19 protein-coding genes are annotated in these 22464 nt (G+C 50.3%); 16 read left to right on the top strand and 3 right to left on the bottom strand.

Features of this window, described 5'->3' with window-relative positions; genetic code table 11:
- The first annotated feature begins 56 nt into the window (after positions 1-56).
- The 14 genes from liaF to ACTJKB_RS06150 all read left to right on the top strand — a co-directional run bounded on the left by liaF (position 57) and on the right by ACTJKB_RS06150 (position 18146).
- Positions 57-1136, top strand: coding sequence for a cell wall-active antibiotics response protein LiaF (gene liaF, locus ACTJKB_RS06215; RefSeq protein WP_440832516.1), 1080 nt, complete (start codon positions 57-59; stop codon positions 1134-1136).
- 2 nt (positions 1137-1138) lie between these two features.
- Positions 1139-2194: a HAMP domain-containing sensor histidine kinase gene (locus tag ACTJKB_RS06210; RefSeq protein ID WP_440832514.1), complete on the top strand. Its 1056-nt coding sequence runs from the start codon at positions 1139-1141 to the stop codon at positions 2192-2194.
- A gap of 78 nt (positions 2195-2272) precedes the next feature.
- Positions 2273-2926, top strand: coding sequence for a response regulator (locus tag ACTJKB_RS06205; protein ID WP_440832513.1), 654 nt, complete (start codon positions 2273-2275; stop codon positions 2924-2926).
- 426 nt (positions 2927-3352) lie between these two features.
- Positions 3353-5026 (top strand): S1C family serine protease, encoded by a 1674-nt coding sequence (locus ACTJKB_RS06200; protein WP_440832511.1) that lies wholly within the window; start codon positions 3353-3355, stop codon positions 5024-5026.
- Positions 5027-5150: 124 nt separating this feature from the next.
- Complete coding sequence (locus tag ACTJKB_RS06195) at positions 5151-5837, top strand: response regulator transcription factor (protein ID WP_440832509.1); 687 nt, start codon at positions 5151-5153, stop codon at positions 5835-5837.
- Position 5838: 1 nt separating this feature from the next.
- The gene (locus ACTJKB_RS06190; RefSeq protein WP_440832507.1) at positions 5839-7290 is read left to right on the top strand and encodes a sensor histidine kinase; all 1452 of its coding nucleotides are present in this window, start codon (positions 5839-5841) and stop codon (positions 7288-7290) included.
- Between the two features lie 59 nt (positions 7291-7349).
- Positions 7350-8306, top strand: a complete 957-nt coding sequence (locus ACTJKB_RS06185) for a 4-hydroxy-3-methylbut-2-enyl diphosphate reductase (protein ID WP_440832506.1) — start codon at positions 7350-7352, stop codon at positions 8304-8306.
- Between the two features lie 304 nt (positions 8307-8610).
- The gene (aroF, locus tag ACTJKB_RS06180; protein ID WP_440832504.1) at positions 8611-9657 is read left to right on the top strand and encodes a 3-deoxy-7-phosphoheptulonate synthase; all 1047 of its coding nucleotides are present in this window, start codon (positions 8611-8613) and stop codon (positions 9655-9657) included.
- 282 nt (positions 9658-9939) lie between these two features.
- The gene (glnA, locus tag ACTJKB_RS06175) at positions 9940-11364 is read left to right on the top strand and encodes a type I glutamate--ammonia ligase (RefSeq protein WP_440832502.1); all 1425 of its coding nucleotides are present in this window, start codon (positions 9940-9942) and stop codon (positions 11362-11364) included.
- Between the two features lie 673 nt (positions 11365-12037).
- Positions 12038-14773 carry a GH36-type glycosyl hydrolase domain-containing protein gene (locus ACTJKB_RS06170; RefSeq protein WP_440832501.1) on the top strand — a complete coding sequence of 912 codons (2736 nt, stop codon included), beginning with the start codon at positions 12038-12040 and terminating at the stop codon, positions 14771-14773.
- A 315-nt stretch (positions 14774-15088) separates the two neighbouring features.
- The gene (locus ACTJKB_RS06165; RefSeq protein WP_440832499.1) at positions 15089-15973 is read left to right on the top strand and encodes a hypothetical protein; all 885 of its coding nucleotides are present in this window, start codon (positions 15089-15091) and stop codon (positions 15971-15973) included.
- 105 nt (positions 15974-16078) lie between these two features.
- Positions 16079-17170, top strand: a complete 1092-nt coding sequence (gene serC, locus ACTJKB_RS06160; protein ID WP_440832752.1) for a 3-phosphoserine/phosphohydroxythreonine transaminase — start codon at positions 16079-16081, stop codon at positions 17168-17170.
- 133 nt (positions 17171-17303) lie between these two features.
- The gene (gene trmL / locus ACTJKB_RS06155; RefSeq protein ID WP_440832497.1) at positions 17304-17768 is read left to right on the top strand and encodes a tRNA (uridine(34)/cytosine(34)/5-carboxymethylaminomethyluridine(34)-2'-O)-methyltransferase TrmL; all 465 of its coding nucleotides are present in this window, start codon (positions 17304-17306) and stop codon (positions 17766-17768) included.
- Positions 17769-17891: 123 nt separating this feature from the next.
- Positions 17892-18146, top strand: coding sequence for an AbrB/MazE/SpoVT family DNA-binding domain-containing protein (locus ACTJKB_RS06150; protein WP_025706451.1), 255 nt, complete (start codon positions 17892-17894; stop codon positions 18144-18146).
- Positions 18147-18203: 57 nt separating this feature from the next.
- Here ACTJKB_RS06150 and ACTJKB_RS06145 read toward each other — a convergent pair whose 3' ends face one another.
- From ACTJKB_RS06145 to ACTJKB_RS06135, 3 genes are all read right to left on the bottom strand, one after another.
- Entirely contained in the window at positions 18204-18350 is a 147-nt protein-coding gene (locus ACTJKB_RS06145) for a hypothetical protein (RefSeq protein ID WP_440832495.1), read from the bottom strand.
- Between the two features lie 225 nt (positions 18351-18575).
- Complete coding sequence (locus tag ACTJKB_RS06140) at positions 18576-19643, bottom strand: phosphodiester glycosidase family protein (RefSeq protein ID WP_440832493.1); 1068 nt, start codon at positions 19641-19643, stop codon at positions 18576-18578.
- Entirely contained in the window at positions 19640-20047 is a 408-nt protein-coding gene (locus ACTJKB_RS06135) for a hypothetical protein (RefSeq protein ID WP_440832491.1), read from the bottom strand. The genes ACTJKB_RS06140 and ACTJKB_RS06135 overlap by 4 nt, the downstream gene beginning before the upstream one ends.
- 281 nt (positions 20048-20328) lie before the next feature.
- On the opposite strand from ACTJKB_RS06135, the gene ACTJKB_RS06130 reads away from it, so the two are divergent.
- Together ACTJKB_RS06130 and ACTJKB_RS06125 are read left to right on the top strand one after the other, a co-directional pair.
- A complete protein-coding gene (locus ACTJKB_RS06130; RefSeq protein WP_440832490.1) occupies positions 20329-20985 on the top strand; it encodes a DNA-binding response regulator in 657 nt (218 codons plus the stop codon).
- 68 nt (positions 20986-21053) lie between these two features.
- A complete protein-coding gene (locus ACTJKB_RS06125) occupies positions 21054-22271 on the top strand; it encodes a PLP-dependent aminotransferase family protein (RefSeq protein ID WP_440832488.1) in 1218 nt (405 codons plus the stop codon).
- The last annotated feature ends 193 nt before the right edge of the window (positions 22272-22464 follow it).

Here is a 22464-nt window from a genome sequence, read left to right as displayed (position 1 = left end):
ACTAAGGCTATAAGAGTGAATGAGTGAGCTATACCAACATAAAGGGGAAATGAAGGATGAAAAGACGATTCACCAGCCAGATCCTCGGGGGTCTGCTCCTGATTGGACTGGGAGCGATGTTTCTACTGCGGCAGATGGGGTATACCGATTTCAGTATAGGTTCCCTTTTTGCTGATTATTGGCCGGTTATTCTCATTATTATGGGGATCCAGAACGTTCTGTCCACGAATGAACGTGGTTCCAAGGGTTCATCTGCTTTTTGGGGATTCCTCTACTTGGCTCTTGGGGTGTTTTTCCTGGGGCGCAACCTGGATTGGTTTGATGTTTCAGCCGGCGACTTTTTCAAATTGCTGATTCCCGTGATGCTGATTGGTGGAGGATTATATGTTATCTTCAAGCCGCGGGACCATACTCCGCCAGTACCTCCGGCACCGCCAGCACCGCCACCTTTCTATCCTCCGGGACCAGGAACGGGTTCTCTGGATGTCGAACCTCCCAAGCCCCTCGAATCCACGCTGGATGAGCAGTTCGAGCAGAAATTCGGCAAGCCTGAAGGGCAACGGGATTGGAACGAGTATCTGCATAAGGATGAAGAAGACGACGAGGATGATAACGGAAAATTCCACTCTACTGCCGATTCCCGTTGGCAGGAGAAGCACGAGCGGCACGAACGCAGACGGCAGGAGCGTCAGGAGCGCCACGCCCGTCGGCATGGCGAATGGCATGAAGAGTTCCATGGTACCGCTGATCGTAAGGAAACGACGAACCGTTCCGCTTTTATTGGGGATGTTCATATGGGCAAGGATCATTTCCAGCTGAAAAATACTAATATTTCGCAGTTCATTGGCGACACCGTCCTGGATCTGACCAATGCGCAGATTCCCTACGGAGAGACGAAGATCAATATCTCTGCTTTTGTTGGTGACATCAAGGTGTATATACCGGAAGATATGAACCTGGGAGTTAAGGTGAACAGCAGTTCTTTTATCGGAGACATGCAGGTTATGGAGCAATCGCGCAGCGGGTTCATGAGCAGCGTCCAATGCAATACACCTTATTATAAGGAAGCCGGCAAAAAAGTCCGTATTAATGTCAGTGCCTTCATTGGCGACATTAAAATTAAAACGGTGGGTTAAGCATGGGGAAATTATTAAGCAATACCAAATGGATGCTGCTGGTGTATTTTCTGCTTAGTGGCGGTGTAACCGCCGGACTTATGTATGCCGGGACATGCCTGGGCTATATCAAGGTTCAGGATTACCGTATGTGGCTGTATCTTTGTGTGGGGATCGTGTTGTTCACTGTAGTGGTGGGCTATATGGCCGGCCAGCGGATTCAGCGGCGGATTGATCTTCTGGATCTGAACATGCTTCAGGTGGCCAAGGGCAACCTATCGGTGAGGATGCCCGAGAGTGATGACCAGTCTTTTGCCAGAGTGTACCATGAGTTCAACATGATGATGGACACTGTGGAGAATAAGATGCAGCTACTGCAGCGATTGGGTGAGCAGGAAGTGATCGAGAAGGAAAAGGCAGCGGAGAGCGCGGTGCTTGAAGAGCGGAGGCGAATGGCACGGGATCTGCATGATACCGTAAGCCAGCAGCTGTTTGCGATTCATATGTCCGCTTCTTCGCTGCCTAAAGTGCTGGAGCGGAACGCGGAGCATGGCAGAACCGTTATGGATCAGCTGATTACCATGTCCCAAATGGCCCAGAAACAGATGAGAGCCCTGATTGCCCAGCTCCGGCCGGTAGAACTGGAGGGGCGGAATCTGTTCGAGGCACTGGAGAAATGGTTCCCGGATTATTGCCGCCAGAACGGGCTTAAAGGTGTGAAAGAGCTTGAGCTGCAAGGAGAGTTGTCCGAAGCCATTGAGCATCAGCTGTTCCTGATTATCCAGGAATCGATGGCCAACATTGTCAAGCATGCGGGAGCACGGCTGGTTAGCCTGTCGCTGCGCGAAGTGCCGAGACAAGTAGTGCTTAGCATCAGCGATGACGGGCAAGGCTTCGAACATGTACAGCATAAGCAGGGTTCATATGGACTTACAACAATGCGGGAACGCGCGGAGAAGCTCGGCGGGCAAGTGGAGATCATCAGCCGCAAGGGAGCGGGCACTACGATCCGTGTACATATACCAAAATTTGTGCAGGGCAACCCGGAGCTGGAGAACGCCGGTGCTGCCGAGAGCTGATCAATTAAGCGAATGCTTACGATGCATGTTTTATTGTATGCAGGAGGTTTAGCTCTATAAACACTGAGGAGGATAAAAATGAGTGTCATTAAAGTTCTGCTAGTAGATGATCATGACATGGTCCGGATGGGCCTCAAAACATATTTGATGCTGGACCCGATGTTTGAAGTGATTGGAGAAGCTGCAAATGGGCAGGATGCCCTGAAGACGCTCCGGAGCTGGGGTAAGGATGCACTTCCTGACCTGGTTCTGATGGACCTGATGATGCCGGTGATGAACGGTGCGGATACCACCCGTGCGGTACTGGCTGAATTTCCGGGTCTCAAAATCGTGATTCTCACCAGCTTCCTGGAGGATGATCTTGTCGTGGATGCCATTGAAGCCGGTGCTGTCAGCTATGTACTCAAAACGGTCTCGGCTGAGGAGCTGATCTACGCGCTTCAAGGCGCTTTTCGCGGCATGCCGGTGATGACCGGTGATGTATCCCAAGCCCTTACCCGCGGCATTCGCCAGCGGACGGTGCAAGGAGATTCTTCGGGTCTCACCGAACGGGAGAAGGAAGTGCTGCTGCTCATTGCCGAAGGCAAGACCAATAAGGACATCGGCGAGGAGCTGCATATCAGCATCAAAACTGTAAAGACCCATGTCAGCAACCTGCTGATGAAATGTGAGCTGGATGACCGTACCCAGCTGGCGATTTACGCTCACCGCAAGGGCTGGGCGCAGGGATAAGGCGGCTAAATCTCTTTATTTGAGTTGACACATGTCTATCACACTCCGGTTGCACTTCATACTGTCCTATTAATATTAATTTTGCTATATTGTTTCTGGCCCGGCGCGTTCTGTGCGCTCGGGCTTTTTTTTCGCTTCTATTCGCTAATATCATAGCGAATATCATATCTCTGCTACCCTGCCAGGGACCCTAGTGTCGGGGCGGAAAGTTTACGGCCGCCTTTAAACTCGTGTTCCACCCGCAGGGTCCATTCAAGGGAACACGGGTTTAACAGCGGTGTAGCCTGACACTAGGGTCCCCCCACTTTTTATCTCCGCTTAAATTGTTTTTAATGTGACCTTAAGGTTTAAAGTACAAAATAAGATCAAGAAAACAAAACAAATTAATCCTTGCCGCATACGCAAGGTACGGGAGGTAAGAAAAACATGGACGATAACAAAAATAACTATGATCGTGAAAACAACTTTAATCGTGATAATGGACCGTCTCCTGAGCGGGAATGGGATAGCAATAGCAATGATAACGGCAATAGCAATAATAATGAGACTCCTGAAACCGGATCTTCCTACTATTACTCTTACGGACCTTTCAAATCGCTGAATAAAGATGAGGTGAACCCGGATGACCCGCAGCATTATAACCGCCGGGAACCGGAACGTGTAGAGGTTAATCCTCCGCAGCCGGTCAGACCGGTGCCGTACAGCACTTCGCTGCGCACAACCGGGATGGACGGCAACGGCGGGCGGGGTGGCAATGGAGCAGATGGAGGCAATGGCTGGCAGTACAACCGCAAGCCCAAGAAACCGGTAAAAGCGGTACTGGTATCTTTTCTCGCTGGAATGATCGTTCTCTCAGGCTCCATGTTCGCAGCGGACCGCGGCAACTGGTTCACAGGGGACCCTGTCACTACTTCGGCAGTATCCAACACTGCGGCCAAGACGGCGAATGGAAGCGTAAATGTTACACCGTCCACCACCACGACATCGCTGCTAACCGGGACAACAGATGCTTCGAGAGTGGTGGATTCCGTAGGCCCGGCCGTTGTCAAAATCGAGACCTTGGTAAAAGCTAACTCTGGCAGAAACTCTACTAATCCGAATATGAGTGATCCGTTCTCGCAATTTTTCTTCGGTGATCAATTTGGCAGCAATGGCTCTTCCGGGTCGAATTCGGGCCCGAATTCAGAATCCAATTCAGGTTCGAATTCTTCTTCCCAGCTTACACCTTATGGAATCGGAACAGGTTTTATCTATGATTCCTCAGGTTATATTTTGACCAACCAGCATGTTGTTGACAAGGCCGATGTAATTCAGGTTACGGTTGACGGCACTACGAAGACCTATGAAGCCAAATTGCTCGGGACCAGCAAGGATCTGGATTTGGCTGTTCTGAAGATTGAAGGGAAAAACTTCCCTACGGTACAACTTGGTGATTCGGACAGCATTAAGGTCGGCTCCGAAGTGGTAGCGATTGGTAACCCGCAGGGTTTTGACCATACCGTTACAGCGGGTGTGCTCAGCGCCAAAAACCGCAGCATTGATATCAATGAAGAAGACGGAAGCGGTACCCGTAATTATAAAAACCTTCTGCAGACGGATGCTTCCATTAACCCTGGTAACTCCGGCGGTCCGCTGCTTAACCTGAATGGCCAGGTTATCGGAATGAACGTAGCCGTAAGCACGGATTCACAAGGGATCGGATTTGCCATTGCGGTGAATACCATTAAAAATGTTGTAGACAAACTGGAAGCTAACCAGGAAATCCCTAAAGAACCGGTTCCATTCATTGGTGCTTCTCTAATGACGATTACCGATGAAGTTGCCAAACAAATGGGTACGAATATTAAAGAAGGTTCTGTAGTAGCCGACATTATCTTTAAATCGCCAGCCTATACCGCTGATCTGCGTCCTTACGATATTATTACAGGTGTTAACGGCAAGAAATATGCAACCAGCCAGGATCTGATTACCTACATCCAGACGCTCAAAGTAGGTGACAAAATCACACTCAACGTCGTTCGTGATGGTAAAACGCTAGAACTTCCTGTAACCATTGGCAATAAAAATGACTTCAATACTACTCAAACTCAGCAGCAGTAACAGACACCGGACGGTGAAGTGCACAGCGGAAGGGGAGACCCTTCCGCTTTTGCTGCACGGTCTGCGAACCGGTGTAATCATGTTACAATAGAGATATACGATTTGGACAATGGGGGCTGTTTGGATGCGACCGAATATTTTAATTATTGATGACGATGAAAAGATTATTTCCATGCTGCGCCGGGGACTTGCTTTTGAAGGGTATGACGTGAAGACTGCCACAAACGGAGCCGATGGCTTGCGCGCTGTTTTGAACAGTGATCCGGATGTGGTTGTGCTGGATGTCATGATGCCCCAGGTGGATGGCTTCGAGGTCTGCCGGCGTTTGCGGGAGGGTGGCAGTACGGTTCCGGTACTCATGCTCACAGCGAAAGACGAAATTGAGCACAGGGTAAAAGGTTTGGATCTGGGAGCGGATGATTATCTGGTGAAGCCGTTTGCGCTGGAGGAGCTGCTTGCCCGTGTACGTGCATTGCTGCGCCGTAAAAGTGAGCAGGGGGGAAGCACAGACCAGGCAGTATCCTACGAGGATATTACGCTGGATGTGGATTCGCGTGAGGTAACCCGCGCGGGTAAACGTCTGGAACTGACAGCGAAGGAGTTTGAGCTGCTGCATCTGTTCATGCAGAATCCGAAGCGGGTGCTGTCCCGCGATCTGATCATGGATAAAATCTGGGGCTACGATTACAGCGGGGAATCCAATGTACTTGAAGTATATATTGCCATGCTTCGCCAGAAAACCGAGGAGCACGGCGGCAAAAGACTGATTCAGACGATCCGGGGAGCCGGTTACATCCTAAGAGGTGACTAATATGTCGATACGATTGCGGCTGACAGCTTGGTATTCAGGAATTCTGGCCGTTATGCTGCTGGCCTTATCAGCCGCAATTTACGGATTTGTCTATTTTAATACGTATGGTGATCTGAAGGAACGGCTGAAAGAACAGTCGAATCAAGTTCAGTTGAAGCCGTCTTGGAATATTGATGGTACGGTGAAACTTAACCTTGTGGGAATTCAGGCACAAAGTTTGTATGCCCAGATTTACGTCTATAGTGAGAAGACATTAATTCCAAGTATCAATATGGAAAACCTCGGTCTTCAGTTCAAAATTCCCGAGCAGGATGTCGTTAAAAATCAACAGGGGTTTATACGCGCAAATTATGAGGGTAACCCTTTTCTTATCTATCAGATGTCGATTGATGTTACTACCTCAACAGGAGGGGCGCTTCCTGCTGTACTTCAGGTGGCGGCATACACGGGTGAACAGGACCGTCTAATGCAGAATTTGCAGAATATCCTTCTTGTCGGCTCCTTCGCCACCCTGATTGCAGCATTCACCTTTGGCCTCTTCCTCGCGCGTAAAGCGATGAGTCCGATCGGCAATGTCATTGAAGCAGCCAACGGGATTCAGACGGGAACCGACCTCAGCTCACGGATTGTATACGATGGACCACAGGATGAGATTGGACGGCTGATCCAGACCGTCAACAGCATGCTTGGGCGGATGGAAGGCTTTTATACAGAGCTGGAGGATTCTTATGCGACTCAACGCCGCTTTGTGTCCGATGCTTCGCATGAGCTGCGGACACCGCTGACGACGATACGAGGGAATATCGATCTGCTGCAAAAGATATGGGAGATGAACCCCGAGGAGAGCCGGATGACGGAAGCCGAGATCCGCCAGCTGTCGATTGAATCGGTAAAGGATATCGCGGACGAATCCAAACGCATGAGCCGGCTGGTGGCGGATATGCTCTCGCTGGCCCGGGCCGATACCGGACGGACCTTCGACATTGAACCGGTAGCGCTGGAGCCGATGATGACCGAGGTGGCCCGCCGGGCCTCATTCCTGCCGCGGCAAGCCGACTGGACGGTTGGGGATCTCAGCCAGCTGAACGGCAAATATATCGTAGGCAACAAGGATTATTTGCAGCAGATGATGTTTATTTTTATTGATAATGCCTTTAAATACACTCCTGAGGGAGAGGTTACACTGGACGCTGTTTTTTATCAGAATCAGGTGGGAATCCGGATTGCCGATACAGGAATCGGTATGGATAAGGATGAAGTTCCCCATATCTTCGACCGTTTCTATCGTGCAGATGAATCACGGGGGATCACGGAAGGAATCGGACTCGGCTTGTCGATCGCCAAATGGATTATTGATGAGCACGGGGGTTCGGTTGAGGTGGTTACGCGCCAGGGAGAAGGTACGACTTTTGTCATCTGGCTGCCGCTTCTCTTTGCTCCGCCGCTGGAATAGGGTATAATTAGACCGGTTCTATTACAAGCAGTTAACGACAGCAGAAAGCCGGTGAATTCATGGAAGTCATCAAAATTTCTCCCCGGGGCTATTGCTATGGCGTCGTCGATGCCATGGTCATGGCACGGCAGGCCGCGCAAAATCTTGATTTGCCCCGGCCGATTTATATACTTGGCATGATTGTGCATAACAGCCATGTCACCCATTCGTTTGAGGACGATGGAATTATCACTCTGGACGGACATAACCGTCTTGATATTTTGGATAAAGTCGATAGCGGGACGGTGATTTTCACCGCTCATGGCGTATCGCCGGAAGTCCGCCGCCTGGCCCGTGCCAAAGGACTGACCACGGTCGATGCCACCTGCCCGGATGTGACGAAGACCCACGATCTCATCAAGGAGAAGGTAGACGAGGGTTACGAAATTATCTATATCGGCAAGAAAGGCCACCCGGAACCGGAGGGGGCAGTCGGGATTGCGCCTGAGCATGTCCATCTGATCGAGAAGGAAGAGGAGATTTCCAGCTTGTCGATCCCTTCATCGCGTATCGTGATTACGAATCAGACCACCATGAGCCAGTGGGATATCAAGCACATCATGAAAAAGCTGCTGGAGACCTTCCCTGGCGCAGAGGTGCATAATGAGATCTGCATGGCAACCCAGGTGCGCCAGGAAGCGGTGGCGGAGCAGGCCGGACAATGCGAGCTCGTTATCGTAGTCGGCGATCCGCGCAGCAACAACTCCAACCGTTTGGCCCAAGTGTCGGAGGAGATTGCCGGGGTGCCTGCGCACCGGATTTCCGATTTGTCCGAGCTGAAGACAGAGTGGTTGCAGGGGATCACCAAAGTAGGTGTTACTTCAGGTGCGTCTACACCCACTCCGATCACTAAGGAAGTGATCAGCTACCTGGAGCAGTACGATCCTGCGCTTCCCGAGACCTGGGAAATCAAGCGTACTGTGAATATGGCGAAGCTCCTGCCGCCAGTGAAGAATAAGAGTGCAAGCACGACCTGATCCAATAGCCAAATGGACTTATACATTTTTTGAAGAGCACGCAACTTCCGGTTTCTGGGGGCTGTGTGCTCTTTGCTGTGGATGGATTTCCCTATGTACCCTTAAGTTACCTTAGGGAATTGGTGGAAACCAGCCATAATATGGACACAGTCGAGTGGATATGGCTGATTACGGATTGACTAATACAGCGGAATGAGTTAAAATTACTTTAGCGCTTAAAAGCGTACACGCGTCGTAGCGAAATAGTATATAATTTATCTTTCAAGCCGATTTAAGAATATTCATCCAAAAGGGGAGCTATAATATGATCGTCATTACATCGAATCAAACACCACAGGAGCAGGTCAATGAGATTATCGCCGTAATTGAAAAAGAAGGCCTTCAGGTTCATCTCTCACGCGGAGCGGATCATACCGTTATTGGTCTCGTGGGCGGAGTGACTCCGAAGCTCGCAGAACATCTGCGCCAGATGAAAGGCGTCGAGAACGTGGTGAAGATCTCCAAATCCTACAAACTGGCCAGCCGTGATTTCCACCCGGAGGATACGATTATTGATATCCGCGGTGTAAAAATCGGCGGCGAGAATCTGGTCATCATGGGCGGACCCTGCGCTGTGGAATCCCCGGAACAGATCGACGAGATTGCCCATCTGGTCAAGGCATCGGGCGGCCAGGTGCTGCGCGGCGGAGCCTTTAAGCCACGGACGGGTCCTTACAGCTTTCAAGGTGTAGGTGTGGAAGGTCTTACGATGATGGCGGAAGCCGGCAAACGCCACGGCCTGCTGACCATCACCGAGGTGATGACACCGGAGTATGTTGATATTTGTGCGGAGCATGCGGATATTCTGCAGGTAGGCACACGCAATATGCAGAACTTTGATTTGCTGCGCAAGCTGGGTACCTGCGGGCGCCCTGTGCTGCTCAAGCGCGGCTTCAGTGCGACTTACGATGAGCTGTTGAATGCGGCTGAATACATTCTGGCCGGCGGCAACCGTGATGTCATGCTCTGCGAGCGCGGTATCCGCACATTCGAAACGTACACACGTAATACTCTTGATCTGTCAGCGATTCCTGTGCTCCAGAATCTGAGCCATCTTCCGGTTATTTCCGATCCGAGCCATGGTACAGGACGGCGTGAACTGGTTGAACCAATGGCCAAGGCATCAGTGGCTGCCGGAGCCAACGGCCTGATTATTGAGATGCATACCGACCCGGACAACTCGATGACGGGAGATGGTGTACAGTCACTGTTCCCTGAGCAGTTTGACAAGCTGCTGAGAGACTTGGAGAAGCTGGCACCGCTTGTCGGACGGAAGTTCTCAAGTTCGCTGGAGGCAGCCCCTGCCCTGTAACAACAGCGTCCAATAAGGATTTTCACCAGTTCTCCATCCCGCTTCCGGGCGGGGTGAGAGGGCTGTTTTTGCATATGGCGGAGTGAATGTAACATGTAATTGGCCAGGATGTGCATTTTTCACCAAAGCGTCAGAATATCTTACATTGTCGTCAGAAATACCTGACATAAGCATTGACGATGTTAGGTTTGAGATTTATAATGACGACAGCAAAAAAATAAAAACAAGAACATTTGATACTGTGAGCGGCCTAATGTTCGGAACTTGGGGAGGAATTAATTCATGTCGGTTGAAAAAGTGTTGCAGACGATCAAGGAAAACAATATCGAGTGGGTGGATTTTCGGTTTGTAGATTTAGGTGGACGTGCTCACCACATCTCATTGCCAGCATCCGCAGTGGAAGAAGAGACATTTGTAAATGGTGTAGCATTTGACGGTTCTTCCATCAAAGGGTTCCGCGGTATTGAAGAATCGGACATGGTTATGATGCCAGATCCAAGTACTACATATATCGATCCTTTTACAGCTCACCCAACACTGAATGTTATGTGTGACATTTTCACTCCTGATGGCGAACGTTATGAGCGCGACCCGCGCGGTATCGCAGTAAAAGCAGAAGAGTTCCTGCAAACAAGCGGTGTGGGTACAGCAGCTTTCTTCGCACCTGAGTCCGAATTCTTTATCTTTGACGATGTACGCTACGAAAGCGGAATGAACAGCGCTTCTTTCTTCGTAGATTCCGAAGAAGCAGCATGGAACACCAACCGCAAGGACGAAGGCGGCAACATGGCATTCAAAGTAGCCGTTAAAGGCGGTTACGTGCCAGTAGCTCCGGTGGATTCCCAACAGGATATCCGCAGTGAAATGTGCCGTTTACTTGGTGAAGCAGGTCTTGAAATCGAACGCCATCATCATGAAGTGGCAACTGCAGGCCAAGCGGAAATCAACTTCCGTTTTGACACCCTGAAGAAAACAGCTGACAATCTCCTGACTTACAAATATATTGTGCAAAACACTGCACGCCAATATGGCAAAGTAGCAACTTTCATGCCAAAACCGCTGTTCGGCGACAATGGTAGCGGTATGCACGTTCATCAATCCATCTTCAACGGCGATTCTCCTTTATTCTACGAAAAAGGCGCTTATGCCAACCTGAGTGAAATGGCTTTGAACTACATCGGTGGTATCCTGTATCATGCTCCGGCATTGATCGCGCTGACTAACCCAAGCACAAACTCGTTCAAACGTCTGGTTCCTGGTTATGAAGCACCGGTTAACCTGGTTTACTCCAAAGGTAACCGCTCCGCTGCAGTCCGTATCCCGGTAGCTGCTGTAACTCCTAAGGGCTGTCGTATTGAATTCCGTACACCTGACTCCACTGCTAACCCTTACCTGGCTTTCTCGGCTATGCTGATGGCTGGTCTGGACGGAATCAAGAAGAAGATCAACCCTGAAGAAATGGGTTACGGTCCACTGGACAAGAATATCTACGAATTGTCTGATGCCGACAAAGAGAAGATCCGCAGCGTTCCAGGCAGCCTGAACGAAGCGCTTGACGCTTTGGAAGCTGACTACGAGTTCCTGACTGAAGGCAATGTATTCACCAAAGACTTCATCGACAACTATATCGCTCTGAAACGTGGAGAAGCACAAGAGGTTGCTATCCGTGTTCATCCGCATGAATACTCCCTGTACTTTGATGTATAAGACCGTATAACTATATAGTTAATCAAGAAGCCTCCGGGAAACCGGGGGCTTTTTGATGTTCTAAAGAAGATGGAATAGTAGTGAGCAAACCACAATATGTGGGGAATTGGTGCTGCAATGTGAACATGGAGACGCTGGGCGCCTCTCTGTTGGCTTCACAGCGGCGCAGTGGTGCAATTATGAAGCGAAGGCTTTGAGGCCATAGCGAGGGCGTCAGCGGCTTCTGGAATTACACCGGGGCCTGGAGGATTGTGTGAATCCGATATGTTTTCAGTCTCTCTGTAGAGAAGGGGGAAGTTAGGTTGGGTAATTGCATGAGATGAGGTGCTAAGAATAGAAGATTATTATCTAGCTACGAAATTTTTCGTAAAAGCCATCAGAAAAACCCCATAATTTATGTCGAGTAAATTGGGTTGCGCTTACATAGATGCGGTTTGCTTATAATTAATGAAAGGAATCAAAATTATTTACTGTTTTCATACAGTATATAACTGTTTACGAAAATGGTTTCGTTGATCTGAAATGCATAAATAATTTCTCGAATGGCTGTATTTACAGGGCTATTATAGAAATAATTGATGTTTTAGAAATTACTTTACAAAGAAATCCAACGGTGTGATAATAAAAATCGAAACCGGTTTCTGTAATATGAGCGGTAGAAAGGATGAATTCAATGAAACAAAAGGGAACGGGATGGATTTTTAACGGAAATAACGGGGATTTCAGTCTGAAACAGCCAGACCGGAGCAGTTTTTTGTATTTTCCTCTGGTGAATGAGGGGGGCATGATGTCTTCCGTTAGCCCGAAGCTTCACGGTCAGGTCACTTCGGGTCACAATACCTTTCTGACACCTCCACTGTCGGTGGAGGATCTGCATAACTCAAAAGCTTCCCGCAATTTCTGGGTCTACGTGGACGGTAAAGGCGCCTGGTCAGCAGCAGGGAATTCCGCCCGGCAAAATGCCAAGATGTATGGTGATGAAGCTGACGATGCCATATTGGAAGCCGGATTGCTGTGGCACCGCGTGACCCGTGAGAGCCGGGAGTTAGGGATCAAAGCGGAAATCACCAGTTATGTGCCGGCAGGTAACGATAAAGTGGAGCTTATGAAGGTTGTGCTCACTAATTCCTCGGCAGAGGAAACTACAATAACGCCGACAGCGGCGGTTCCATTGTATGCACGTTCAGCGGACGATCTGCGCGACCATCGTCATGTCACTTCACTGCTGAACCGGATTTATACCTCTGCGTATGGCGTTGAAGTACAGCCGGCTCTTTCCTTCGATGAGCGTGGACACCGGGTCAATCACACCTCTTATGGGGTGTTTGGGGCCGCAGAAGGCGGAGGGCAGCCCGTTGGATTCTTCCCGGTACAGGAGGAATTCATCGGTGAAGGCGGTAGCTTGGATTGGCCGGAAGCGGTGGTAATGAATCTGGAACCGCAAGTCGGAGCAGGTGGAGGTGTGCATAAGGAAGGCTACGAAGCGCTTGGAGGGCTGCGGTTTGCCACGGTAGCTTTACAGCCAGGCCAGAGTATTTCTTATGTGGTTTTGCTGGCCATAGGGAATGATAGAATCAATGTTCCGGCGTTGATGGAGAAATACGGCTCCATCCATGCTTTTGATAATAGACTTCAGGAGAATAAATCGTTCTGGGCGGAAAAGGTGAATACGGTGGAGTTCCATACCAGCGACCCGGCTGCGGACCAATGGATGAAATGGGTTACACTGCAGCCGGTGCTGCGCAGACTTTATGGCAATTCTTTTTTACCGTATCATGATTATGGGCGGGGTGGCCGTGGTTGGCGCGATCTCTGGCAAGATTGTCTGGCGCTGCTGATCATGGAACCGGCGGATGTCCGCAGTCTGCTCCTAAATAACTATGCAGGTGTGAGAATTGACGGCAGCAATGCAACGATTATCGGCCAGCAGCCGGGTGAGTTCATTGCCGACCGAAACAATATTCCGCGCGTGTGGATGGATCACGGGGCGTGGCCATTCCTAACAACCATGCTGTATCTGGATCAGAGCGGAGATCTGGACTTCCTGTTTGAACAGCAGAGCTATTTCCGTGATTCGTTCATGGCCCGCTGCAGGGAGCGCGATTCTTCCTGGGAGGCGTCCGCTGGCAGCAGCCTATTAACTGCGGACGGTGAGCCTTATTCGGGGACGATCCTGGAGCATATTCTACTGCAGAATCTGGTTCCGTTCTTCAACGTGGGCGAACACAACAATATTTTACTGGAAGGCGCTGACTGGAATGACGGGCTGGATATGGCGGCACAGCGTGGTGAGAGTGTCACCTTCACTTCCTTCTACGCCAGCAATCTGCTGGATCTCTCCCATTTGCTGCGCACGCTGCAAGAGCACAAAGGGCTTGAAATGCTGGAGCTGGCAGAAGAAATAACGCTGCTGCTGGATTCATTGCATGAAGCGGTGGACTATGAGTCCGTATCTGCCAAGCTTGCGCTCCTCGACCGGTACTATGCTGCTGCACCCAACAAGGTGAGCGGCAGACGTGCAGAGCTTGCTGTGGAAAAGGTGGCGGATGATCTGGCTCATAAAGCAGAGTGGATCTTCGAACACCTGCGCCAGAGCGAGTGGGTACAGAGCGGACAAGGAGACGGCTGGTTCAATGGCTATTATAATAATGACAGCGAACGTGTCGAGGGAGAATTCGAAAGCAACGTCCGAATGACACTGACGGGGCAGGTGTTCCCGCTCCTCGGCCATGCGGCCTCACCTGAGCAGATTCCGCAGATCATCGCAGCGGTGGAGCGCAATCTGTATGATGAGAAAATCGGGTACCGGCTGAATTCGAACTTTGGCGGGATTCAGCAGAATTTGGGCCGTGCATTCGGGTTTGCCTTTGGACACAAAGAGAACGGAGCTATGTTCAGCCATATGACGGTGATGTATGGGAACGCGCTTTATAAGCGCGGCTATGTTAAAGAAGGGCGCAAGGTGCTGGATTCACTGTACAGCCTGAGCGCCAATTTCGAACTCAGCCGGATGTACCCCGGCATTCCCGAGTACATTAATGAACAAGGCAGAGGGATGTACACGTATTTGACCGGCTCCGCAAGCTGGATGCTGCTGACTATGGTGACTGAGGTGTTCGGCGTCAAAGGCAAACTGGGTGATCTGCTTCTGCAGCCCAAGCTGATGAAAGAGCAGTTCGACAAGGAAGGCCAGGCGTCGATCAAGACAATTTTCGCGGAACGTGTGCTGGAGGTCGTCTACGTGTCCACAAGCCGCGCAGATTACGGAGAGTACCAAATACATTCGGTTACGCTCAACGGCGCTGAGGTGACGCTTCAGCGCGTCTCAGAGGGTGTTGTGATTCCCCGCAGCCTGCTGACAGCCTTGCCGGAAGGAGAGGTCCACCTCCTGCGGGTGGAGTTGGTCTAGCAGGATAAATAGAGGAAGCGCCAGGTTGGCCGGATATACGGCGGCAGGCGCTTTTTTACTGAAAGATAAGAATTTATATGTTTCACGCCATAATTTATCCTTCTCTTTCTCGCTGAAAAGGATGCCTGAAAGCGATGCGTAGTATCGCTGCTTCGGAAGCATAAGCTTTTATAAGGACGGCGTAGCCGTTTCCACTTGAATACACAGACCTTGGCGAAATGCATAACCGAAATAAGCTGTATTCTTGATGAATGTTATGGTTAATTAGAATATGTTAAGAAAAGAATAGCAGTTGTAGAAAGGAAGGTTTCAAACATGGCTTACAGTCTCACAAATGGCATTCTTAAGGTGGATATTGCCGATGTTGGGGAGTATAGCGGTACCCGCTTCGATTGGACCGGGTTTATTACAGGAGTGACTTTACTTCAGGGGCAGCATACCTTTGGCGTGCCGGAGAGCCTTGTTCCAGGTCAGGGAAGCGGCGGTATGGGCTTCTGCAATGAGTTCGGCATTTCCCGGGCAATTGGTTATGAGGAAGCAGCGGTTGGCGAGTGGTTTCCGAAGCTCGGGGTTGGGCTGCTGAAGAAGGTGAGCGACGCGCCATACGATTTTTTCGGGAGCTATCCATTGATTCCTTTTGAGGTTGAAGAGGAACGCAGCGCGGTATCCGTTACTTATACCGTTCAGCCGATGGAGTGCAGGGGGTACAGCATGCTTTTGACCAAGACCATTCTGCTGGAACAAGACCGGCTGAACATTAACTATACGCTGGAGAACAAGGGAGACAAACCTCTGCATACGGAAGAGTACATCCATAACTTTGTGGGGATTAACGGTGCAAATGTAGGGCCGGACTATGAGCTTAGAATCCCGGCTGGACTCAAAGTGGAGGATCCGGAATCGTCGTATACGGCAGAGCTGCTGGCGGTATCGGGCAATACCCTCAGCTGGAGGGCAGAGCCTGACCGTTCATTCTACTGCAAGCTGGCAGGCCAGGAGCAAGGGGAGGCCGATTGCTTCTGGGAACTGCGACATTATCCGAGTGGAGCCGCAGTGAAGGAGGGTGGAGATTTCATAGCTGACCGGATGGCGCTGTGGGGTGAAAAACATGTAATTTCTCCCGAGGTTTTTGCGGACATCAGTATTTTACCGCGTCACAGCAAGCATTGGAGCCGCAGCTACCGATTTTTCAACTTCTAAAGCCTGCGATCTTACCTCCTATGTGAATAATTATACTTGATGGTGTGTGAGATTATTGCTATCATAGCGATATCCATATTCATAGGAGAGAAAGGGTGGGGAGCAATTTTGAACAAGAGAGCATACAATTTTAACGCAGGTCCGGCGGCACTGCCGCTTACAGTACTTGAACGCGCACAAGCGGAGTTTGTTGATTTCCGGGAAAGCGGAATGTCCATTATGGAGATGTCGCACCGTGGGGCAATATACGAATCCGTGCATAATGAAGCGCAGGAACGTCTGCTTTCGCTCCTCGGCAATCCTGAAGGCTACAAGGTTCTGTTCATCCAAGGCGGAGCAAGCACACAGTTCGCCATGATCCCGATGAACTTTATCTCTGAAGGCCAGGTAGGCAGCTATGTTATGACAGGAAGCTGGGCGGAGAAGGCATTTAAGGAAGCAAAGCTTGTTGGGGGCGCGCATGTCGCCGCTTCTTCCGAGGACAAGAAGTTCCTGGCCATTCCAGAGCTGAGCAGCATCAAGGCAGCAGACAATGCGGCTTATCTGCACATTACGTCGAATGAGACGATTGAAGGTACGCAGTACGCGGAGTATCCGGATGCCGGTTCCATTCCACTGATCGCGGATATGTCCAGTGACATTCTCAGCCGTTCCTTTGACGTGAATCAATTTGGGCTGATCTATGCCGGTGCGCAGAAAAATCTTGGACCTTCCGGTGTAACCGTAGTGATTGTTAAGGAAGAGCTGATTGCCAAGTCTCCTTCGAACATCCCAACGATCCTGCGTTATGATACACACTCGAAGAACAACTCTTTGTACAATACACCACCATCCTACTCTGTATATATGGTTAACGAAGTGTTAAAATGGATTGAGGAGCAAGGCGGGCTGGCCGGCATTGAAGTCAAGAACCGCGATAAAGCAGGCCTTCTGTATGACCATATCGATGGCAGCGACGGTTTCTACCGCGGGGTCGCGGAAGCAGGCAGCCGTTCCATTATGAACGTTACCTTCCGGATGCATTCGGAAGAACTGGAGAAGCAATTTGTCAAAGCAGCCGAACAGGAAGGTTTTGTTGGGCTGAAGGGACACCGCAGTGTTGGGGGCTTACGCGCTTCCATATACAACGCTGTTCCTTACGAGAGCGTAAAAGCGCTATCCGATTTCATGAAGCATTTCCGGCAAACTCAAGGTTAATGAATGCAAATTTTGCGGCCTTCCGCCAACAGGCGGAAGGTTTTCTGCTTTAAAATAGTCCCATTACCCGGCCGCCATGCCTCCTACACACACCAATAGGCCGTTGAGCCTGCAGAGAGGAAGTTCATACATTATGGCATTACACATTGTGCTGGTAGAGCCGGAGATCCCGGCCAACACCGGCAATATCGCCCGTACCTGTGCAGCTACAGGCACCCACCTTCATCTGGTGCGTCCGCTCGGCTTCCGTACAGACGATGCCACGTTAAAACGTGCCGGCCTGGATTATTGGCATGCGGTGCACATCGAATATCATGACTCCTTTGCGGAAGTGCTGGAAAAGTATGCGGATGGCCGTTTCTTTTATGCCACAACGAAGGCGGACAAGCGCTACAGCGACTTCATGTTCCGGGATGGGGATTTTTTTGTATTCGGCAAGGAAACCAAAGGTTTGTCCCCGGAGATTCTGGAAGCTGGCAAGGAAACCGTCATGCGGATGCCGATGAGTGAAGCGGTAAGATCACTGAACTTATCGAATTCAGCGGCAATTATTGTCTATGAAGCACTGCGGCAGATGGATTTTCCGCAACTGTTCTAAAAGAAAACATGATTTTTTAATTTTTTCAGCAGGATTCGACATTTTGGTAACGAAATAGTTGAATAGTGCCGAAATAAGTAGTAGCTACTAATTTTTAGTTGAACAGGAGAGTGTAAGTTAGATATGAAACCTGCTGGCGTAGTTCGAAAAGTAGATCAGCTGGGTAGAATTGTTCTGCCTAAGTCCCTGCGTAAAAGGTACCAAATGAATGAAGGTGATCCTGTAGAAATTCTGGTGCAAGGCGACCATATCATTCTGGAGCGTTACCGTCCCAAATGCGTCTTTTGCGGATCGATGGAAGGCGTAAGCGAATATAAAGATCGTTATATTTGTGCTGATTGCCTGACGGAAATGACCCAATTGCCAAGACACGCCTAGATTACCACGGACATTTCAGTAAAATGTGCAAGAGGCATCATGTACATAGAAACGGCATCAACCTGCGCCCTCTTGCGGGAACACCCACTCCAGACGTTGCTTCACAAGTGGGCTGCAGCCAAGCGGCGACTGCTGTACTGAAATGGAGCCTGACCGTCCCTGCGGGGATAGCAGGGTTGTTCCCCCAAAAAAAGCGCCGCACATTTGTGCGGCGCTCTTTTTTACAGGCCATTGGTCTTGTCATCGTTGTACGAAGCAGTAAGGATACCGGCAAGAAACAACAGGAACACAAGGGTGATAATCCAGAAAGTCAAGGAAAACGACATGCGTACACCTCCGTGAGTGACTGTATTCGTTTTCCTGATTATAACCCGCAGGCTTCCAAAAATAAACGAAAATGTGATCTGCCTCATTGACATTACATAATATTTATCTAAAGAAGAGAAAGTTAGTAGGAACCTTGCGCAGGTTTCCATCCGACGGCCGGTTAATGACCCGTCCATTGAAAATCAGCGAGGAGGATCCGCCGCCATCCAGATTGTAAGCATCAATGACGCCCATGCTCCATAGCTTGTTCTGAAGCTCCGCCAGAGTCGCTCCGGAGTTGCCATTTTCATTATATCCGTCAGCTACCATGATCAGCATCTGGTCATCCTTATACTTTCCAATAACCGTGCGGGGGGCACGTTTGGGTGACAGCTGCCATTTGGATGGAATGGGCATCTTGTTACTGTTCTTCAGCAGGACCGGGACAAAAGTGGCACCGAAGACCGGATGCAATTGGTCCAGCTGGGTCCGGCTGTAGAATTGGCCGCCGATCAGTTGACCGGAAGCATTTAGTCCTACAAAGCTGAGATCCTTATAGCTGGATTCAAAGCCGTACAAGTACTTGCCGCCGACGACCGTTGTGGAAAGCGGGTAGCGCTTGCCGTCCTGGTCAGCAAAGCCTCCGGCGTTGATGCCGGCAGTCGCACCATAGCGGTTGACAGCCTGCATTGTCGTTTCTGCTGCGCCTTTGCCGTCACCGGCCAGACTCATTTTCATGGCGGTAGGGTCTTTAAGTTTTACTTTTAAAGCGTAGGCTGTATAGTTGCCGGGGTTCAGCCGGTAGAGTTCAATCGTAATCCGGTCGCTTTGCACGACATCGGCAGGAATCCCCAGCCTGGAGGTAATCCGGCGGTTGTAGATCTGTTCCGGCCGCGGGGTTTGAGACTTGGCCATGTGAACCAGCGCATTCATGGCATTTGTAGTCTGATTATACAGCTTCGCACTGGCACCGATGGAACCTATGGTAGTTGAGGCCGATGCTTGAGCGGCGGTTAAATCAGTCAGCAGCGCGGCCGTTTCCTTGACGGGTCCGGGTTCCGCAGTGAACTTTCCTGTACCCAGGTTCAGGTCAAGAGGTGGCTGATACCACCATAAACAGAGGAGCAAGCCGAAAAATGGCGCGGTCAGAAGCATGAAAAAACGGTTGACTCTTTTAACCGGTGTCATCATTTCAACAGATCCATTTCTTTTTGCAGTGCAGCCAGCTGTTTGCGCACCTCGTTCAACTGGGTGTACAGCTTGTTGCTGTTATCTGTTTTGTTGCTGGCATTATCTTTGGTGAAGGTAAGAAGTTCGTTAAAGGTCTGCACAGTGTTCTGCAAATCCTTTACTTGCTGGGATAGAACGTCAATTCGCGACTCGTAATCGGTCTTCAAAACGGTAAGTTGCTGCTGGCTCTGGGTGCCGAGTTCGCTCAGCACTTGTTCCTTAAGATGGTTGGTGTAGCTGTACACGGCGTAAAATCCGAGTCCGATCATCAAAATCCAGAACAGTAAAAACCATTTTACGGAAGATCGGCTTCTCGCTGAACTAGAGCGCGAGTGTATCGGTGTCGATTCCGCTAGCGGTTGCATGTGATCACCTCAGGCAAATTTTTTTCAAGTTCTCATTCTATCAGACTTTTACTATTTTCGCAAAAGTGAAGAGGCCTTTGAAAACATGAAAAAGTAATTGCACTCTATTTAACTACTGCGATACAATTTCTATAGATTGGAAGTTATGAGGGGCGTATTCAAGGGAAAAGAAGGGAATATTGACAAGTCATCATGTAGCCTTGCTTGCGTACCGACAGGAAACGCTATGGCGCTTCCCATTCTGGGTAAATATATATAGATAGCAGGAGGATTGGGCATTAATGATGAAGGTGTGGCAGGTGGTCATCGTGGGGTGTCATCCCACAAGTATGCTGGGAACAAAATTAATTTTGGAGGAAGAAAAAGAGATTGAGGTTGTGGGAATGTTCTCCACATGGAATGAGGCTGTCTACACAGTACAACAAACGCAGCCGGATCTGGTGCTGACGGATTATGAAATGCCGGAGGGCAAGGTCGAGGGTGCGCTGGTGGAGATGAAGCAGAGCTCGAAAGGCACCCATTTCATTATCATGACGGAGGAAGAAGACAGCGACCTGTTCCAGCCGCTCATGGAGCTGGGTGCCAGCGGCGTGTTGTCCAAGGGAGCTTCTCCAAGGCAACTGCTGCAAATGATAGGTGGGCTGCGTGAAGGATTTCTCTCCATTCCGCTGAACTGGGTGGAGAAAGGGCTTCGGCCGATGACAACATCCCGGGGGCAGGATGGGCTGCTACAGCTGACCCAGACGGAGACGTTCATCATGGAACGGATTGTTCAGGGAATTACATACGATAAAATTGCTCTTGAAATTGAAGTCAGCCGCCGTTCGATTGATAATTATTTGAGGAAAATATATGTGAAGCTGGAGGTCTCTACAAGAGCGCAGGCGATTGAGAAATTCGCTCTTTTCTCCAGACAAAATAAGCAAATGTACGCATAACCCAAGCATGACGACATATTGCAGGCCCGGAAGGAATATTCTTGGTACCAGGGAGAAGGGGGGAGCATATGAAATATGAGTTTTCTGCCCGTGCACATACATTGAACTCATCACCACTGCTGAGCATACGTACAGAGACACGCAGGGGTACGTTGATTTCACTGGCCGAAGAGCTGCCGGCTGAAGAATTGTTTCCATTGTCTCTGCTGGCCGAAACAGCTTCCACAGTAATCTCGGCTGATGCTGGAGCGCTGCAATATGGCGATCCTGAAGGGTATGGACCGCTTCGTGAATGGTTAACCGGAGACTGGCTGAAGGCCAAAGGTGTGAGTGTTGCCGATGGCGGAGTTCTACTGACAACGGGAAGCCAGCAAGCGATTGATCTGTTGTCCAGGGTCTATATTGATCCGGGAGACCGTGTACTGGTGGAGAACCCGACATCTCCGGGAATTCTGCAGGTGCTGCGGATGCAGGGGGCGGTGATTATTCCGGTCCGTGGTGACCGGGACGGGCTGCTGCCGGAGCATCTGCGGACTCAAATCCGCCTGCATCGGCCCAAGATGCTGTTCGCTACGCCGAGTTTTACGAATCCGAGCGGGATGTTATGGAGCCTGACCAGACGCAAGGAAGTGTTGGAGCTGTGCACCTCTCATAACCTGCTGATCGTTGAGGATGATTCTTATGGTGATCTTCATTTTCAGAGGTATACCGAACATCCGTCTGTGAAATATCCGTCGCTGTATGCGCTCGAGAATGTCAGTGAGGGTGGCCATGTACTCTATATCGGCTCCTTCAGCAAGACGGTTGCGCCTGCCCTGCGGACGGGCTGGGCGGCAGGCAGCCGTGAGCTGATCGGGATGATGGCTGCTGCGAAGCAAATGGCCGATTGGCAGTCCAGCTCGCTGAACCAGCGGCTGCTGCATCATCTGCTGGATGTGACCGCTTTTGACCTGCGCGAGCATATTGCACTGTTGAACCGCGAATACAACACCCGTCTGAAGCTGATGGCAGAGCTGCTCAAGCGTCCTGCATGGAAGAGCAGCAGCTACGATCTGCCGGCAGGCGGTATGTTCCTGTGGGTGACGCTGCCGGAGGGCTTGGATGCGATGGCGCTCCTGAAGGCCTCACTGGCTAAAGGCGTGGCTTTTCTACCCGGCCCGCTGTGTAGCGTGAGCGGCGGGAACGGACACATCCGTCTCAACTTCAGCCATCCCGGACGGGATGAGCTGCTGCTGGGCATGAACCTGATTAGCGAGGCAGTGACCGAGTTTACCGCCCGGAGCTGATTGGGCGGAGCAGAGAATACGTGTGTCATCGGTTAATATAATCCTTTAAAGCGGGGAGAACCCTCCCGCAGCACATAGCAGTAAGGCGGTCCCGGCAGGGCCGCCTTTTTTGGTGTAAAGGAAATTATACTGTGAAAAAACTGTGAATCACTCCGATTGAAAAGTGAGAGGGATAAACGTGAAGAAACAGACC

Source organism: Paenibacillus sp. 22594 (assembly GCF_052044425.1).
GTDB lineage: Bacteria > Bacillota > Bacilli > Paenibacillales > Paenibacillaceae > Paenibacillus_AQ.
Note: the sequence above shows the minus strand (reverse complement) of the source record. Positions and strands in the feature narration are given on the sequence as shown.

Bases quoted from the DNA above. Each gene is read 5' to 3' on its own strand.
- liaF (WP_440832516.1), top strand. From the start codon at position 57: ATGAAAAGACGATTCACCAGCCAGATCCTCGGGGGTCTGCTCCTGATT.
- ACTJKB_RS06210 (WP_440832514.1), top strand. From the start codon at position 1,139: ATGGGGAAATTATTAAGCAATACCAAATGGATGCTGCTGGTGTATTTT.
- ACTJKB_RS06205 (WP_440832513.1), top strand. From the start codon at position 2,273: ATGAGTGTCATTAAAGTTCTGCTAGTAGATGATCATGACATGGTCCGG.
- ACTJKB_RS06200 (WP_440832511.1), top strand. From the start codon at position 3,353: ATGGACGATAACAAAAATAACTATGATCGTGAAAACAACTTTAATCGT.
- ACTJKB_RS06195 (WP_440832509.1), top strand. From the start codon at position 5,151: ATGCGACCGAATATTTTAATTATTGATGACGATGAAAAGATTATTTCC.
- ACTJKB_RS06190 (WP_440832507.1), top strand. From the start codon at position 5,839: ATGTCGATACGATTGCGGCTGACAGCTTGGTATTCAGGAATTCTGGCC.
- ACTJKB_RS06185 (WP_440832506.1), top strand. From the start codon at position 7,350: ATGGAAGTCATCAAAATTTCTCCCCGGGGCTATTGCTATGGCGTCGTC.
- aroF (WP_440832504.1), top strand. From the start codon at position 8,611: ATGATCGTCATTACATCGAATCAAACACCACAGGAGCAGGTCAATGAG.
- glnA (WP_440832502.1), top strand. From the start codon at position 9,940: ATGTCGGTTGAAAAAGTGTTGCAGACGATCAAGGAAAACAATATCGAG.
- ACTJKB_RS06170 (WP_440832501.1), top strand. From the start codon at position 12,038: ATGAAACAAAAGGGAACGGGATGGATTTTTAACGGAAATAACGGGGAT.
- ACTJKB_RS06165 (WP_440832499.1), top strand. From the start codon at position 15,089: ATGGCTTACAGTCTCACAAATGGCATTCTTAAGGTGGATATTGCCGAT.
- trmL (WP_440832497.1), top strand. From the start codon at position 17,304: ATGGCATTACACATTGTGCTGGTAGAGCCGGAGATCCCGGCCAACACC.
- ACTJKB_RS06150 (WP_025706451.1), top strand. From the start codon at position 17,892: ATGAAACCTGCTGGCGTAGTTCGAAAAGTAGATCAGCTGGGTAGAATT.
- ACTJKB_RS06145 (WP_440832495.1), bottom strand. From the start codon at position 18,350: ATGTGCGGCGCTTTTTTTGGGGGAACAACCCTGCTATCCCCGCAGGGA.
- ACTJKB_RS06140 (WP_440832493.1), bottom strand. From the start codon at position 19,643: ATGATGACACCGGTTAAAAGAGTCAACCGTTTTTTCATGCTTCTGACC.
- ACTJKB_RS06135 (WP_440832491.1), bottom strand. From the start codon at position 20,047: ATGCAACCGCTAGCGGAATCGACACCGATACACTCGCGCTCTAGTTCA.
- ACTJKB_RS06130 (WP_440832490.1), top strand. From the start codon at position 20,329: ATGATGAAGGTGTGGCAGGTGGTCATCGTGGGGTGTCATCCCACAAGT.
- ACTJKB_RS06125 (WP_440832488.1), top strand. From the start codon at position 21,054: ATGAAATATGAGTTTTCTGCCCGTGCACATACATTGAACTCATCACCA.